The organism is Halovulum marinum (assembly GCF_009697225.1).
GTDB classification, from domain to species: domain Bacteria; phylum Pseudomonadota; class Alphaproteobacteria; order Rhodobacterales; family Rhodobacteraceae; genus Halovulum; species Halovulum marinum.
The window spans coordinates 123,131-136,538 of sequence record NZ_WIND01000007.1 but is presented as its reverse complement, the minus strand read 5'-3'; the positions used below and the strand labels follow the sequence as shown (position 1 = coordinate 136,538).

General features: G+C 73.3%; 14 protein-coding genes. 5 read left to right on the top strand and 9 right to left on the bottom strand.

All coding sequences use genetic code 11. The features are described 5' to 3' along the window. Positions 1-20: 20 nt before the first annotated feature. The 4 genes from GE300_RS11175 to GE300_RS11160 all read right to left on the bottom strand — a co-directional run bounded on the left by GE300_RS11175 (position 21) and on the right by GE300_RS11160 (position 2,637). Positions 21-539, bottom strand: a complete 519-nt coding sequence (locus tag GE300_RS11175; protein WP_233416937.1) for a gluconokinase — start codon at positions 537-539, stop codon at positions 21-23. Continuing rightward, positions 514-1,281, bottom strand: coding sequence for an SDR family oxidoreductase (locus GE300_RS11170; protein WP_325063199.1), 768 nt, complete (start codon positions 1,279-1,281; stop codon positions 514-516). The genes GE300_RS11175 and GE300_RS11170 overlap by 26 nt, the downstream gene beginning before the upstream one ends. Positions 1,282-1,353: 72 nt before the next feature. Further along, on the bottom strand, positions 1,354-2,172 hold the full coding sequence (locus GE300_RS11165; protein ID WP_154446645.1) for a PfkB family carbohydrate kinase: 819 nt from the start codon (positions 2,170-2,172) through the stop codon (positions 1,354-1,356). After that, positions 2,173-2,637, bottom strand: coding sequence for a CoxG family protein (locus tag GE300_RS11160; protein ID WP_154446644.1), 465 nt, complete (start codon positions 2,635-2,637; stop codon positions 2,173-2,175). Positions 2,638-2,795: 158 nt separating this feature from the next. Here GE300_RS11160 and rpe point away from each other — a divergent pair, with 158 nt between their 5' ends. The 4 genes from rpe to selD all read left to right on the top strand — a co-directional run bounded on the left by rpe (position 2,796) and on the right by selD (position 6,990). After that, on the top strand, positions 2,796-3,488 hold the full coding sequence (gene rpe, locus GE300_RS11155; protein WP_154446643.1) for a ribulose-phosphate 3-epimerase: 693 nt from the start codon (positions 2,796-2,798) through the stop codon (positions 3,486-3,488). A 66-nt stretch (positions 3,489-3,554) separates the two neighbouring features. Further along, positions 3,555-4,109 (top strand): thioredoxin family protein, encoded by a 555-nt coding sequence (locus GE300_RS11150; RefSeq protein ID WP_154446642.1) that lies wholly within the window; start codon positions 3,555-3,557, stop codon positions 4,107-4,109. Next, positions 4,106-4,753 (top strand): phosphoglycolate phosphatase, encoded by a 648-nt coding sequence (gene gph / locus GE300_RS11145; protein WP_154446641.1) that lies wholly within the window; start codon positions 4,106-4,108, stop codon positions 4,751-4,753. Before GE300_RS11150 ends, gph begins: the two co-directional genes overlap by 4 nt. Before the next feature lie 53 nt (positions 4,754-4,806). Then, complete coding sequence (gene selD / locus GE300_RS11140) at positions 4,807-6,990, top strand: selenide, water dikinase SelD (RefSeq protein WP_154446640.1); 2,184 nt, start codon at positions 4,807-4,809, stop codon at positions 6,988-6,990. A 71-nt stretch (positions 6,991-7,061) separates the two neighbouring features. On the opposite strand, the gene mnmH is transcribed toward selD, so the two are convergent. Beyond that, the gene (gene mnmH / locus GE300_RS11135; RefSeq protein WP_154446639.1) at positions 7,062-8,126 is read right to left on the bottom strand and encodes a tRNA 2-selenouridine(34) synthase MnmH; all 1,065 of its coding nucleotides are present in this window, start codon (positions 8,124-8,126) and stop codon (positions 7,062-7,064) included. Between the two features lie 93 nt (positions 8,127-8,219). Between mnmH and GE300_RS11130 the strand changes: the two genes are divergently transcribed. Then, positions 8,220-9,167 (top strand): NAD(P)/FAD-dependent oxidoreductase, encoded by a 948-nt coding sequence (locus GE300_RS11130; RefSeq protein WP_154446638.1) that lies wholly within the window; start codon positions 8,220-8,222, stop codon positions 9,165-9,167. 20 nt (positions 9,168-9,187) lie between these two features. Here the strand turns inward: GE300_RS11130 and arsJ are convergent, their stop codons facing one another. The 4 genes from arsJ to GE300_RS11110 are packed head-to-tail and all read right to left on the bottom strand — an operon-like array spanning position 9,188 to position 13,395. After that, positions 9,188-10,462 (bottom strand): organoarsenical effux MFS transporter ArsJ, encoded by a 1,275-nt coding sequence (gene arsJ / locus GE300_RS11125; protein WP_325063198.1) that lies wholly within the window; start codon positions 10,460-10,462, stop codon positions 9,188-9,190. Next, entirely contained in the window at positions 10,459-11,469 is a 1,011-nt protein-coding gene (locus GE300_RS11120) for an ArsJ-associated glyceraldehyde-3-phosphate dehydrogenase (RefSeq protein ID WP_154446637.1), read from the bottom strand. Before GE300_RS11120 ends, arsJ begins: the two co-directional genes overlap by 4 nt. Further along, the gene (gene arsB, locus GE300_RS11115; protein ID WP_154446636.1) at positions 11,466-12,539 is read right to left on the bottom strand and encodes an ACR3 family arsenite efflux transporter; all 1,074 of its coding nucleotides are present in this window, start codon (positions 12,537-12,539) and stop codon (positions 11,466-11,468) included. Before arsB ends, GE300_RS11120 begins: the two co-directional genes overlap by 4 nt. A gap of 1 nt (position 12,540) precedes the next feature. Further along, positions 12,541-13,395, bottom strand: a complete 855-nt coding sequence (locus GE300_RS11110; RefSeq protein WP_154446635.1) for an arsenate reductase/protein-tyrosine-phosphatase family protein — start codon at positions 13,393-13,395, stop codon at positions 12,541-12,543. Between the last annotated feature and the right edge of the window lie 13 nt (positions 13,396-13,408).

Genomic DNA, 13,408 nt, shown 5'->3' with positions numbered 1-13,408 from the left:
CGCCGCGCCGGCACCGCCCCTCATGCCAGCGCCTGGCGGCAGGCCGCGACGATGGCCTCGATCGGCTGGTCGATGTCGATGCTGGCGGCGGTCTCGTCGGGGCCCGGAACCTCCAGCGTCGCGAACTGGCTGTCGAGCAGGCTGCCGGGCATGAAATGGCCGCTGCGCGACTGCATCCGGCGGGCGATCAGCGCGCGCTCGCCATCGAGATGCAGGAAGAACACCGGCGCGCCGGCGGCGGCGGCCAGCCGCGCGCGGTAGACGCGGCGCAGCGCCGAGCAGGCGGCGAATACCGGTCCGGGCGTGGCCGCCATGGCCCGGCCGATCGCGTCCAGCCACGGCCAGCGGTCGGCGTCGGTCAGCGGCGTTCCGGCGCTCATCTTGGCGATGTTCGCCGGCGGGTGAAAGGCATCGCCCTCCAGCAGCGTGCCGCCCGCCGCCTCGGCCAGCATCGCGGCCACGGTGGACTTGCCGCAGCCCGCGACCCCCATCACCACGACCAGGCGCGGCGGCTCAGAGCGACGCGGTGATGCCGCCATCGACGTAAAGCGTGTGACCGTTGACGAAACTCGACGCCGCGGAGGCCAGGAAGACGCAGGCGCCGACCAGCTCCTCGACGTTGCCCCAGCGGCCGGCGGGGGTGCGCTTCTCCAGCCAGGCGGTGAACTCGGGATCGTCGACCAGCGCCTGGTTCAGCGGCGTGCGGAAATAGCCCGGCGCGATGGCGTTGCACTGCAGGCCGTGCCGCGCCCAGTCGGTGGCCATGCCCCTGGTCAGGTTGCCGACCGCGCCCTTGGTCGCGGTGTAGGGCGCGATCCCGGGCCGGGCCAGCGCGGTCTGCACGCTGGCGATGTTGACGATCTTGCCCTCGCCGCGGCCGATCATGTGCCGCGCCGCCGCCTGGCCGACGTGGAACACGCTGGCGACGTTGGTCTGCAGCAGTTTCTCGAACGCCTCCGCCGGGAAGTCCTCCAGCGGGCCGCGGTGCTGCATGCCGGCGTTGTTGACGCAGATGTGGATCGGGCCGGTTCCGGCCTCGTAGCCGTCGATGGCGGCGCGCGCGGCGGCGTGGTCGGTGACGTCGAACGGCAGCACGTCCACCGTGCGGCCCTCGGCGCGCAGGTCCGCGGCGGCCTGCTCCAGCCGCGCGGCGGTGCGTCCGTTCAGCACCACCCGCGCGCCCGCGGCGGCCAGCCCGCCCGCCAGCGCCCGCCCGATCCCCTGGCCGGAGCCGGTGACCAGCGCGGTGCGCCCGGTCAGGTCGAAAAGCGTCGTGCTCACAGCGGGATACCTCCGGTGAATTGGGCCGTCTGCGGCGGGGCTGCCCGGTTGTCGGCGATCGGCGGCAGGCTGTCAACCGACAGGGCGCAGCGCCGCCGGCGGCGCGGTGCGCCAGATCCCGGCGGCCGCGATCACCGGCAGATCGTCCCGCCTCGCCCGATGCGCCTCGGCGGCGAGCGCTGCGGCGGCGCCGGTCGCCGCGGCCGCCGCCTGCGCGGGGGCGGCGCCGGCCAGCAGCCGCGCCAGCAGCAGCGCGGCGGTCACGTCGCCCGCGCCGCGGAACGCCCCCGGAACCTTCGGGCCCAGCGCCAGCTGCGCGCCTTCGGCGTCGCAGGCCAGCACGCCGATGCCGCCCTCGGCCTCGACCGAGGTCACGAACACCGCGCGCAGCCCCAGCGTCCGCGCGGCCGCCGCGCAGTCGGCGGGCGAGGCCACCGGCCGGCCGGTCAGCCAGCCCAGCTCGTGCACATTGGGGCAGGCATAGTCCGCCAGCGGCAGCAGCCGGTCGCGGTAGGCCGCCACCAGGGGCTCGGGCAGGTACGGGCCGTCCGCGTCGCCCAGCACCGGATCGCACAGATAGACGGCGCCGGTCGGCCGGTCCCGGGCGAGGCCTTCGAGCGCCGACGCGGTGTCCGCGCCCGCCAGATAGCCCGACAGCAGCGCGTCGGCCCGCGCCAGCGCCCCGGCCGCGCGCAGGCCCTCGGCCAGATCGGCGACCTCGGTGCCCGGCAGGCGCCGCCCGCGCGCCCCGGGCACCGCCGCGTGGCCGGACAGCACCACCGTCGGCAGCGGCCAGACCTCGACGCCGCACAGCGCCAGCACCGGCGCCGCCGCACCGCCGCCGACATGGCCGGCGACGACATGACTCTGCACCGACGGGCAGATCGGCACTCAGGCGTCGTCCTGGTGCACCTCGGCGCCGACCTGCCTGGCGAAATTGTCGAAGAACTGCGCCGACAGCTTCTTCGCCGTGCCCGAGATCAGCCGGTTGCCCAGCTGCGCCAGCTTGCCGCCGACATCCGCCCTGGCGTCGTAGCGCAGCAGCGTCTCGGACGGCCCGATCTCCTCCAGCACCACGTCCGCGCCGCCCTTGGCGAACCCGGCCGCACCGCCCGAGCCCTGCCCGCTCAGCGCGAACCGCTCCGGCGCGCCGGAGCGGTCCAGCGTCACGTTGCCCTTGAAGCGCGCCTTCACCGGGCCGACCTTCAGCGTGACCTTGGCCTCCAGCTCGTCCTCCGAGGTGCGGACCAGCTCCTCGCAGCCGGGGATCGACGCCTTCAGCACCTCGGTATCGTTCAGCGCGGCGTACACCTGCTCGCGCGGGGCCTCGATGCGGATCTCGTCGTGCAATTCCATGGGGCGTCTCCTTGCTGCAATCGGCGCGCTGCGCGGACCGTCCCGATGTGTGTAGCGGCGCGGGCCTGCGGCGTAAATGCCGCAGCGGCGCGGGTTCGCCCTTGATTCCGGCGCGCCGTTGGCATTCCTGTGCGCCAGACCCGGAAGGAGCCCTGCCGATGAATTCCCAGCACCCCGTCACCATCGCCCCCTCGATCCTGTCCGCGGACTTCGCCGATTTCGGACGCGAGATCCGCGCGGTCGAGGGCGCCGGCGCTGACTGGATCCATGTCGACGTGATGGACGGGCATTTCGTGCCCAACCTGACCTTCGGCCCCGCGACCTGCCGCGCGATCCGCCCGCACATCACCACGGTGATGGACGTGCACCTGATGATCGCCCCGGTCGATCCCTACATCGACGCCTTCGCCGCCGCCGGCGCCGACCGCCTGACCGCGCATCTCGAGGCCGGGCCGCACATCCACCGCACGCTGCAGGCGATCCGCGCCGCCGGCGTCCGGCCCGGCGTCGCGGTCAACCCCGGCACCCCGATCGAGGCGGTGTTCCCGCTGCTCGACATGGTGGACCTGGTCTGCGTGATGACCGTGAACCCCGGCTTCGGCGGGCAGAGCTTCATCGCCGCCAGGGTGCCCGACGTCGCCAGGCTGCGCGCCGCGATCGGCGACCGCCCGGTGAAGATCGAGGTCGACGGCGGCATCGCGCCGGACACCGCGCCCGGCGTGGTCGCGGCCGGCGCCGACGTGCTTGTCGCCGGCTCGGCGGTGTTCACGGGCGGCAGCGCCGACGATCCGGCGCCCTACGCCGCCAACATCGCCGCGATCCGGCAGGCGGTGGCGCAGCGTCGGGCGTGACGCTCGACGCGGGGCGTCCCGACCTGCTACACCGCGCACAGGCAACCCCGGTATTGGAGGCAAGAGATGGCCGCGACACCCCCGGTCTGCGAGTTCGACTGGCCGGCGCCGGATTTCCGGCTGCCCGCGACCGACGGCAACACCTATTCCCGTGACGACATCGCCGGGCCGAAGGGGCTGCTGGTGGTGTTCATCTGCAACCACTGCCCCTATGTGAAGGCGGTGATCGACCGCATCGTCCGCGACGCCCACGAGCTGCAGGAACTGGGCGTCGGCGTCTGCGCGATCTGCGCCAACGACGCCGCCGCCTACCCCGACGACAGTTTCGAGAAGATGGCGCTGTTCGCCGCCGAGTACGAGCTGCCCTTCCCCTATCTGCACGACGAGAGCCAGGCGGTGGCGCGGGCCTACGGCGCGGTGTGCACGCCGGATTTCTTCGGCTTCAACGCCGATCTGGGCCTGCAGTACCGCGGCCGGCTCGACGCCTCCGGCGCCCGGCCCGGCGCCGAGGATCTGCGCCGCGAGCTCTACGAGGCGATGGCGCAGGTCGCCGACACCGGCCGCGGGCCGGCGGAACAGACGCCGTCGATGGGCTGCTCGATCAAGTGGAAGGCGGCATGAACGCGATCATCTTCGACCTCGACGGCACGCTGATCGACAGCGCCCCGGACCTGCGCGCCGCCGCCAACGCCATGCTGGCGGAGTTCGGCGCGCCGCCGCTGACCCTGGACGAGGTGCGCGGCTTCATCGGCAACGGCGTGCCGAAGCTGGTCGAACGCTGCCTGGCGGCGCGCGGCATCGATCCGGCCGTGCATCTCGACGCGGTGGCGCGGTTCTCGGCGCATTACGACGTCGCGCCGGCGGCGCTGACGGTGCTCTACCCCGGCGCCCGCACGGCGCTTCAGGTCCTGGCGCGAAGCCATCCGCTGGGCCTGTGCACCAACAAGCCCGAGGCGCCGGCGCGCAAGCTGCTGACGCATTTCGGCCTCGAGACGCTGTTTGGCGCCGTGATCGGCGGCGACAGCCTGCCGGTGCGCAAGCCCGACCCGGCGCCGCTGATCGCGGCGCGCGACGCGCTGGGCGCGGCCGCCGCGGTCTATGTCGGCGACAGCGAGGTCGACGCCGAGACCGCGCAGGCCGCGGCGATGCCGTTCGCGCTGTTCACCGGCGGCTACCGCAAGACCCCGGTCTCGGGGATCGCGCACTGGCGCGCCTTCGCCGCGCACGACGCCCTGCCCGGGCTGATCCTGCGCGACGCCGCCTGAGCCGCGCCGCCGCCGGCCGGGGCCCCGCCGCATGATCACCGCATGACCACCGCATGATCACCCCGCCCCTGCCCTTGACGCGCGACCTGGTGCTGGTGGGCGGCGGGCACACCCATGCGCTGGTGCTGCGGCGCTGGGGCATGGACCCGGTGCCCGGCGCGCGGCTGACGGTGATCAACCCCGCCGCCGCGGCACCCTACACCGGCATGCTGCCCGGGCTGATCGCCGGCCACTACCGCCCCGAGGCGCTGGACATCGACGTGGTGCGGCTGGCGCGCTTCGCCGGCGCGCGGCTGATCGCCGGGCTGTGCACCGGCATCGACCCGCTGGCCCGGACGGTCGGCGTCGCCGGCCGTCCGCCGGTCCGCTACGACGTGCTGTCGCTGGATTTCGGCGTCGGCTGGGAGAACCCGGCGATCGACGGCTTCGCCGCGCACGCCGTGCCGGTGAAGCCGATGCGCGCCTTCGCCCGCGCCTGGGACCGGTTCGCCGCGCACGCCGCGGCCGGCGGCGCGGCGCCCCGGGTCGCGGTGATCGGCGCCGGCGTCGCCGGCGTCGAGATCGCCATGGCCATGCACCACCGGCTGAGCGACGCCGGCCACACGCCGCGGATCGCGGTGATCGAGGCGCGGCGCGCCCTGTCCGGCACCGCGCCGCGCGCCCGCGACCGGCTGCTGGCGGAACTGGCCGCGCGCGGCATCGCCCTGCACGAGGGCGACCCGGTCGCGGCGGTGACGGCGGACCGCGTCGTGCTGGCCTCGGGCCGGGAGGTTCCCGCCGGTTTCATCGCCAGCGCCGCGGGCGCGCAGCCGCAGCGCTGGGTGGCCGGCACCGGGCTGGCGCTGACCGACGGCTGGGTGCGGGTCGGCCCCGAGCTGCGCTCGACCAGCCATCCGCAGGTGTTCGCCGCCGGCGACTGCGCGCACCTGGCGCACGCGCCGCGGCCGAAGGCCGGCGTGTTCGCGGTGCGCGCGGCGCCGGTGCTGACCCACAACCTGCGCGCCGCGCTGACCGGCGGGCGGCCGCGACGCTGGACGCCGCAGACCGACTTCCTGAAGCTGGTGTCGCTGGGCGGCCGCCGCGCGGTGGGCGAGCGCGGCGGCTGGGCGCTGTCCGGCGGCTGGGTCTGGCGCTGGAAGGACCGCATCGACCGCCGCTTCATGCGGAAGTTCCACGACCTGACGCCGATGCCGGGCGCCGCCCGCCCCCGCACCGTCGCCCTGGGCGCGGCCGAGGCGCGCCCGCACGGCCAGCCGCCCTGTGCCGGCTGCGGCGCCAAGCTGGGCGGCGACGCGCTGCGCCGGGCGCTTTTGGTGCTTCCCGACCCGGTGCGCGCCGACGTCGCCCGCGCGCCCGGCGACGACGCCGCGGTGCTGACCGTGGGCGGCGCGCGGCAGGTGCTGACCACCGATCATCTGCGCGCCTTCACCGACGATCCGTGGACGCTGGCGCGGATCGCGGCGGTGCACGCGCTGGGCGACGTCTGGGCGATGGGCGCGGCGCCGCAGGCGGCGCTGGCGCAGGTGGTGCTGCCCTACATGGCCCCGGCGCTGCAGGAGGCGACGCTGCGCGAGGTGATGGCCGCGGCGGCGCAGGTGTTCGCCGAGGCCGGGGCCGAGGTGGTCGGCGGGCACTCGAGCGAGGGGCCCGAGATGACGCTGGGTTTCACCGTCACCGGGCTGGCCGAACGCGCGCCGATCCTGCTGTCGGGCGCGCGGCCGGGCGACGCGCTGCTGCTGACCAAGCCGATCGGCTCGGGCACGGTGCTGGCCGGCGAGATGGCGTTGCGCGCCACCGGCGACGAGGTGCTGGGCACGCTGGCGGCGATGCAGCAGCCGCAGGGCGCGGCGGCGGCGATCCTGGCGGGGGCGCATGCGATGACCGATGTCACCGGATTCGGGCTGGCCGGGCACCTGGGGGCGATGATGGCCGCCTCGGGCACCGCGGCGCGGGTCGACCTCGCCGCGGTGCCGCTGCTGCCGGGGGCGGAGCGGCTGGCGGCGGCGGGGGTGCGCTCGACGCTCCACGCGGCGAACCGCGCCGGCGCCGGACCGGTCACCGCGCCCGACAGCGCGGCGGCGGCGCTGCTGTTCGATCCGCAGACCGCGGGCGGGCTGCTGGCCGCGGTCGACGCGGCCGACGCCGCCGCGCTGCTGCGGCGGCTGCGCGAGGCCGGCCACGACGCGGCGCGGATCGGCACGGTGGTCGCGGGCCCGCCGATGGTGACGGTGGACTGAGCCTCGGCGCCGCGCGCGCGGGGCCGGCGCCTCCGGCGGGGATATTTTGGAAAGTGGAAGCCGGGCGCCGTTCAGGCGGGCGGTGCAAGCTGTTCCAGCGCCGCCTCGAGCCGCGCGGCGGCGGCGTCGAGCGCCGGCTCGTCGAGGCTGTCCAGCGCGATCTCGGGATCGGCCGGTGCGCCGCGGCGGCTGCGGTGCCTGCGGTAGCGGCGGTCGTAATGTTCGCGGATCAGCTCATCGGCCAGGGCCTCGAACGCGCCCCCGGCGGCCAGCTGCTGCCAGCGGTCGACGCGCGCGTGGCCCTGAAGCCGGCGCAGCCCGTCGAGCAGCGGCGCGATCCGGCCGGCGTCGGCGGTCAGCTCGGCATAGGCGCGCACCAGGTAGCGGGCGCGCGCCGCGACCGGGGCCGCGACCCGCAGCCGCGGCGCCGCGCCCATCGCCGCCCACAGGCTGGGCGGGATCTGGAGCGCGCCGATCCGGCTCGATTCGGCCTCGGCCAGCACCGGTCGCGCCGGATCCATCGCCGCAAGCCGCACCGCCAGCGCGCCCTCGAACGCCTTTTGCGCCGGTTGCGGCCGCGCCACCGCGCCGAAAATCGAGCCGCGGTGCGCCGCCAGCCCCTCGAGGTCCAGCACCTGGTGGCCGCGCGCCGCCAGCCGATGCAGCAGCGCGGTCTTGGCGGTGCCGGTGTCGCCGTCGAGCAGCACCAGCCGGTGCGGCAGCGGCGTCTCGTGCATCGCCCGCACCACCAGCCGCCGGTAGCTGCGATAGCCGCCGTCGATCGTGTCCACGCGCCAGCCGATCTGCGCCAGGATCGAGGCGAAGCTGCCCGACCGCTGCCCGCCGCGCCAGCAGTAGACCAGCGGCCGCCAGCCGCCGGGGCGGTCGCGCAGCGCCCCCTCCAGATGCCGCGCGGCGTTGCGCGCGACCAGCGCCGCGCCGACCTTTCGCGCCTCGAAGCGGCTGCTCTGCGTGTAGATCGTGCCGACCTGCGCGCGCTCGAGATCGGACAGCACCGGCAGGCTGATCGCGCCGGGGATGTGGTCCTCGGCGTATTCGGCGGGGGCGCGCACGTCGATCACCTCGTCGAAGGGCAAGGCGCCGAGCGTGGCGAGATCGGTCAGGGTGACGGCCATCCGCGGGTTCTATCGCCAAACGCGGCCGGGCGGAAGCGGCTGGACAGCGCCGCGTCGCCCGCTAGCTGGCCCTTGGAGGCCGAAAGGAACCCGATGTCCCAGACCCGAGCGATCGCCGTGATCGGCGCCGGCATGTGCGGCCTGACCTGCGCCCACGCGCTGGCCGAGGCCGGGCTGCCGGTCCGCGTGTTCGAGAAGAGCCGCGGCATCGGCGGGCGGATGGCCACCCGGCGCGCCGAGGGGCTGGCCTTCGATCATGGCGCGCAGTTCATGACCGCGCGCGGCGCACCGTTCGCGGAATGGCTGGACGGCGCCGTGGCCCGGGGCGAGGCCGCCGACTGGACGCCGCGGGGCCTGCCCGCCGGCCAGCGCCGGATCGTCGGCGTGCCGAAGATGACGGCGCCGCTGCGTCACCTCGCCGACGGGCTGGAGGTCAGCCTGAACGCCGGCGTCGCGGCGGTGGTGCCGGAGGACGACGGTCTGCGGCTGGCGCTGGCGGACGGCACCCGGACCGGGATTTTCGCGCGCGTGGTCTGCACCGCCCCCGCGCCGCAGGCGGCCCGGCTGCTGGCCGCCGACGCGGCGCTGGCCGACGCGCTGGCGCGGGTCGCCATCGCGCCGTGCTGGACGCTGATGGTCGCCTTCGACACCGCGCCCGGGCTGCCCGACGCCGCCGAAGAGCCCGGCGAGGGCATCGCGTTCCTGGCGCAGTCCGGCACCCGCCCGGGACGGCCGGACGCCCCCGCCTGGGTGATGCACGCCACGCCGGAATGGAGCGCGGCGCATCTGGAACTGGACCCGGACGCCGCGCGCGAGCGGATGCTGGAACTGCTGGGCACGCTGGCGCCGCTGCCCCGGCCGGCGTTCGCCGCGACGCACCGCTGGCGTCATGCCCGCACCACGGCGCCGCTGGGCAGGCCCTGCGCCGCCAGCGCCGACGGGCGGATGCTGGCAGGCGGCGACTGGACCCTGGACGCGCGGATCGAAGCGGCGTTCGACAGCGGCAAGGCGCTGGCGCAGGCGGTGGTCGGCGGGATCTGACTTCGCCCCGCGCCACGCCGCTAGCCGGTGCGCGGCGCCCGGCGCGCGGTGTTCCTGCCCCTGGACAGCCGCCCGGCGCAAAGCCAGCTCAGCCCCGCCATCGCCGCCGCGGTCCCCAGGCACAGCGGCAGACCGCCCAACTGGTAGCTGAGACCCGAGAGCAGCGTGCCCAGCAGCCGCCCGGCGGCGTTCGACATGTAGTAGAAGCCGACGTCCATGGTGACGCGCTCGGACCGGGTGAAGGCCAGGATCAGGTAGCTGTGCACCGAGGAGTTCACCGCGAACACCGCCCCGAACAGCAGCAGCCCCGCAATCAGCACCGCGGTCAGCCAGGGCTGCGGCCCATCCGCCAGAAGCGATGCCAGCGCCAGCGCCGCCGGGATCAGCGTCAGCGCACCGACCCAGGCCACCGCCATGCCGATCACCTCGTCAACACTGCGCCCTTCGGCGCGCAGCAGCTTCGGCGCCCAGGCCTGCACCGCGCCGTAGCCGATGATCCACAGCGCCATGAACCCGCCGATCTGGAAGAAGGCGGCGCGGTTTCCGGCTTCGGTCCCGTCGGACAGCACCGCGTAGAAATAGATCGGGATGCCGACCACGAACCACACGTCGCGCGCGCCGAACAGGAACATCCGCGCCGCCGACAGCCGGTTGATGTCCGCATCCTTCGAGAACACTTCCCGGAACTTCGCGCCCCTGCGGCCCTTCGGCAGCCCCGAGGGCATCCAGACCGCCACCGCGACCAGGATCGCCGCCAGCACCGCCGCCATCGCCAGCACCGCCGGAACGAAACCGAACCCCGCCAGCAGCGCAGCCCCCAGGCCGAATCCCACGCCCTTCACCGCGTTCTTCGAGCCGGTCAGCCAGGCCACCCAGCGGAACAGCCCCGCGCCCGGCGCCAGCAGCTTGACGGCGGACTTGGCGCTCATCTTGGTCAGGTCCTTCGCCACGCCCGAAGCGCCCTGCACGACCATCACATAGCCCACCGACAGGCCAACGGCCCAACCCGGGTCCAGCGCCGCCAGCGCCAGCAGCGCGACGATCTGGATCGACAGCCCCGCGTAGAGCGTCGAGGTCAGCCCGAAGCGCGCCGCGATCCAGCCCGCCGACAGGTTGGTGACGATGCCCATGAACTCGTAAAGCAGGAACAGGTAGGCCAGCTGGATCGGCGAGAAGCCCAGCGTGTGGAAATGCAGCAGCACCAGCATCCGCAGCGCGCCGTCGGACAGCATGAACGCCCAGTAGGCTGCGGTGACGGCCACATAGGCCGCCAGCCCCTCACGTTTCTCGGTCACAGGTCGTCTCCGACCAGCCGGGCGACGTCGGCCAGCCGCCAGGCATAACCGTACTCGTTGTCGTACCAGGCATAGACCTTCACCTGCGTGCCGTTCACGACCATCGTCGACAGCGCGTCGATGACCGCCGAGCGCGGGTCGTTCAGGTAGTCGGTCGAGACCAGCGGCCGCTCCTCGTAGCCCAGGATGCCCTTCAGCGGCCCCTCGGCGTATTTGCGGAACATCGCGTTGACTTCTTCGGCGGTGGTCTCGCGCGCCACCTCGAACACGCAGTCGGTCAGCGAAGCGTTCAGCAGCGGCACCCGCACCGCGTGGCCGTTCAGCCGGCCCTCGAGTTCGGGATAGATCAACGTGATCGCGGTGGCCGAACCGGTGGTGGTCGGGATCAGGTTCGACAGCGCCGAGCGCGCCCGGCGCGGGTCCTTGGCGGGGCGGTCGACGATGGTCTGCGTGTTGGTCACGTCATGGATCGTGGTGATCGCCCCGTGCCTGATGCCCAGTTCCTCGTGAATCACCTTCACCACCGGCGCCAGGCAATTCGTCGTGCAGCTGGCGGCGGTGATAATATGATGTTTTTCAGGATCATACAGGTCATGGTTCACGCCGTAGACAAGGTTCAGCGCACCACCGTCCTTGACCGGGGCCGAGACCACGACCTTGCGCACGCCCGCGTCATAGTACGGCTGCACCTTCTCGCCGGTCTTGAACACTCCGGTGCAGTCGATCACCAGATCGACGCCCAGCTCCTTCAGCGGCAGGTCCTCGATCCGGCGTTCGGCGGTCAGGCGCATCCGCTGGCCGTTGACCGTCAGGCTGTCGGCATCGTGACCGATGTCGGCTTTCCAGCGGCCGTGAACACTGTCGAACTCCATCAGCAGCGCGTGCTGCGCCGGGTCCGCGACAGGATCGTTCAGCAGCACGATCCGCCCCGGCGCGCCCTCGTCGACCAGCGCGCGCAGGACCAGTTTTCCGATACGGCCCAGGCCGTTGATGGCAATTCCTGTCATGCTCTCTCGTCCGATGCGGGGAACCAGTGGCGGGTGCGGTTGGCGAACGCGACCAGCGACAGCATCACCGGTACCTCGACCAGCACGCCGACCACCGTGGCCAGCGCCGCGCCCGAGCCAAGTCCGAACAGGCTGATGGCGACTGCCACCGCCAGCTCGAAGAAATTGGAGGTGCCGATCAGCGCGCAGGGTGCGGCCACGTCGAAGGGCACGCGCCAGGCCCGGGCCGCGCCGTAGGCGACGAAGAAGATGCCGTAGCTCTGGATCAGCAGCGGCACCGCGATCAGCGCGATTACCAGCGGGTTGTCCAGGATCACCTGCCCCTGGAAGCCGAACAGCAGCACGACCGTCAGCAACAGCCCCAGGATCGAGGCCGGGCGGGCACGCTCCTTGAAGTGCTCGACGGCGGTTTCTCCTCCCCGCGCGTCCAGCCGGTTGCGGATCAGCAGCCCCGCGATCAGCGGTGCGGCGACATAGAGCGCGGCGGACAGCAGCAGCGTGCCCCAGGGCACGGTGATGTCGGCCACACCCAGCAGGAAGGCGACGATCGGCGCGAAGGCGAAGACCATGATGATGTCGTTTACGCTGACCTGCACCAGCGTGTAGGTCGGGTTGCCCCGCGTCAGGTTCGACCAGACGAACACCATCGCCGTACACGGGGCCGCGCCCAGCAGGATCACGCCCGCAAGATAGGCCTGCGCATCCTCGGGCGCGATCAGCCCGGCAAAGACGTGCTCGAAGAACAGAACGCCAAGCGCGGCCATGCTGAACGGTTTTATCAGCCAGTTGACCACCAGCGTGATCACCAGGCCCCTGGGCCGGTCGCCGATGCGTTTCAGCGCGGCGAAATCGACGCCTACCATCATCGGCAGGATCATCGCCCAGATCAGCACCGCGACCGGCAGGTTGACGCGTGCCACCTCCAGCGCCGCAAGGGCCGAGAACAGGCCGGGCAGCAGGCTGCCCAGCACCAGCCCGGCAAGGATCGCGCCCGCGACCCAGACCGACAGCCAGCGTTCGAAACTTCCCAGGCCGCCCGGCGCGGGGCGGCCTTCCGTCGTCGCAGTCATGTCAGGCGGTTTCCGTTGCTCGATCGGTGGCGTCCAGCTGGCGTTGCAGCGACTCGCGGCTCAGCCCCTCGAACGGGATCGAGACGAAGGCCGAGATGCGCTGGCGCAGCTGACGGTAGGTGTCCTTGAAGGCCAGCGCCTTCTCGGCGTCGGTGCCCTCGGCCCTGACCGGGTCCGGCAGGCCCCAGTGCGCGGTCATCGGCTGGCCCGGCCACGGCGGACAGAGCTCGTTCGCGGCGGTGTCGCAGACGGTGAACACGAAATCGAACACCGGCGCGCCGTCGCGCTGGAACTCGTCGATGGATTTCGCGCGCAGCTGCGAGGTGTCGTGATCCAGCTGCCCGAGGATCTCCAGCGCGAACCGATTTGGCGCCGCGGCCGGCGCGATGCCGGCGGAGAACGCGCTGAACCGGCCCGCGCCCAGATCGCGCAGCAGCGCCTCGGCAAAGATCGAGCGGGCGGAATTGCCAGAGCAGAGGAACAGCACGTTGAAGGGACGGTCCGACATCCCGAAACCCCCTTGCATGTCGGTGGACAGTGCCCGCGCGGTGCGCGGCGCGCAGAGGTCGGGCCGGCCGTTGCAGCAGTCCGCGACCAGGAAATCGACCAGCGCCCCGGTGCGTCCCAGGTCGATGGCGTAGAACACCGCCCGCCCGCGCCGGTGCGAGCGCACCAGCCCCGCGCGCTCGAGCGTCGACAGGTAGACCGACAGGGTGTTCGGCTTCAGCCGCAGCACCGTGCCGATCTCGGACGGGCGCACGCCGTGCGGCGCCCGGCGCGCCAGCAGCCGGAACACCGCCAGCCGCCCCTCATGGCCCAGCGCCGTCAGCGCCTCGGAGTATTGAGTCGATTCCATAATTCGTGAATAC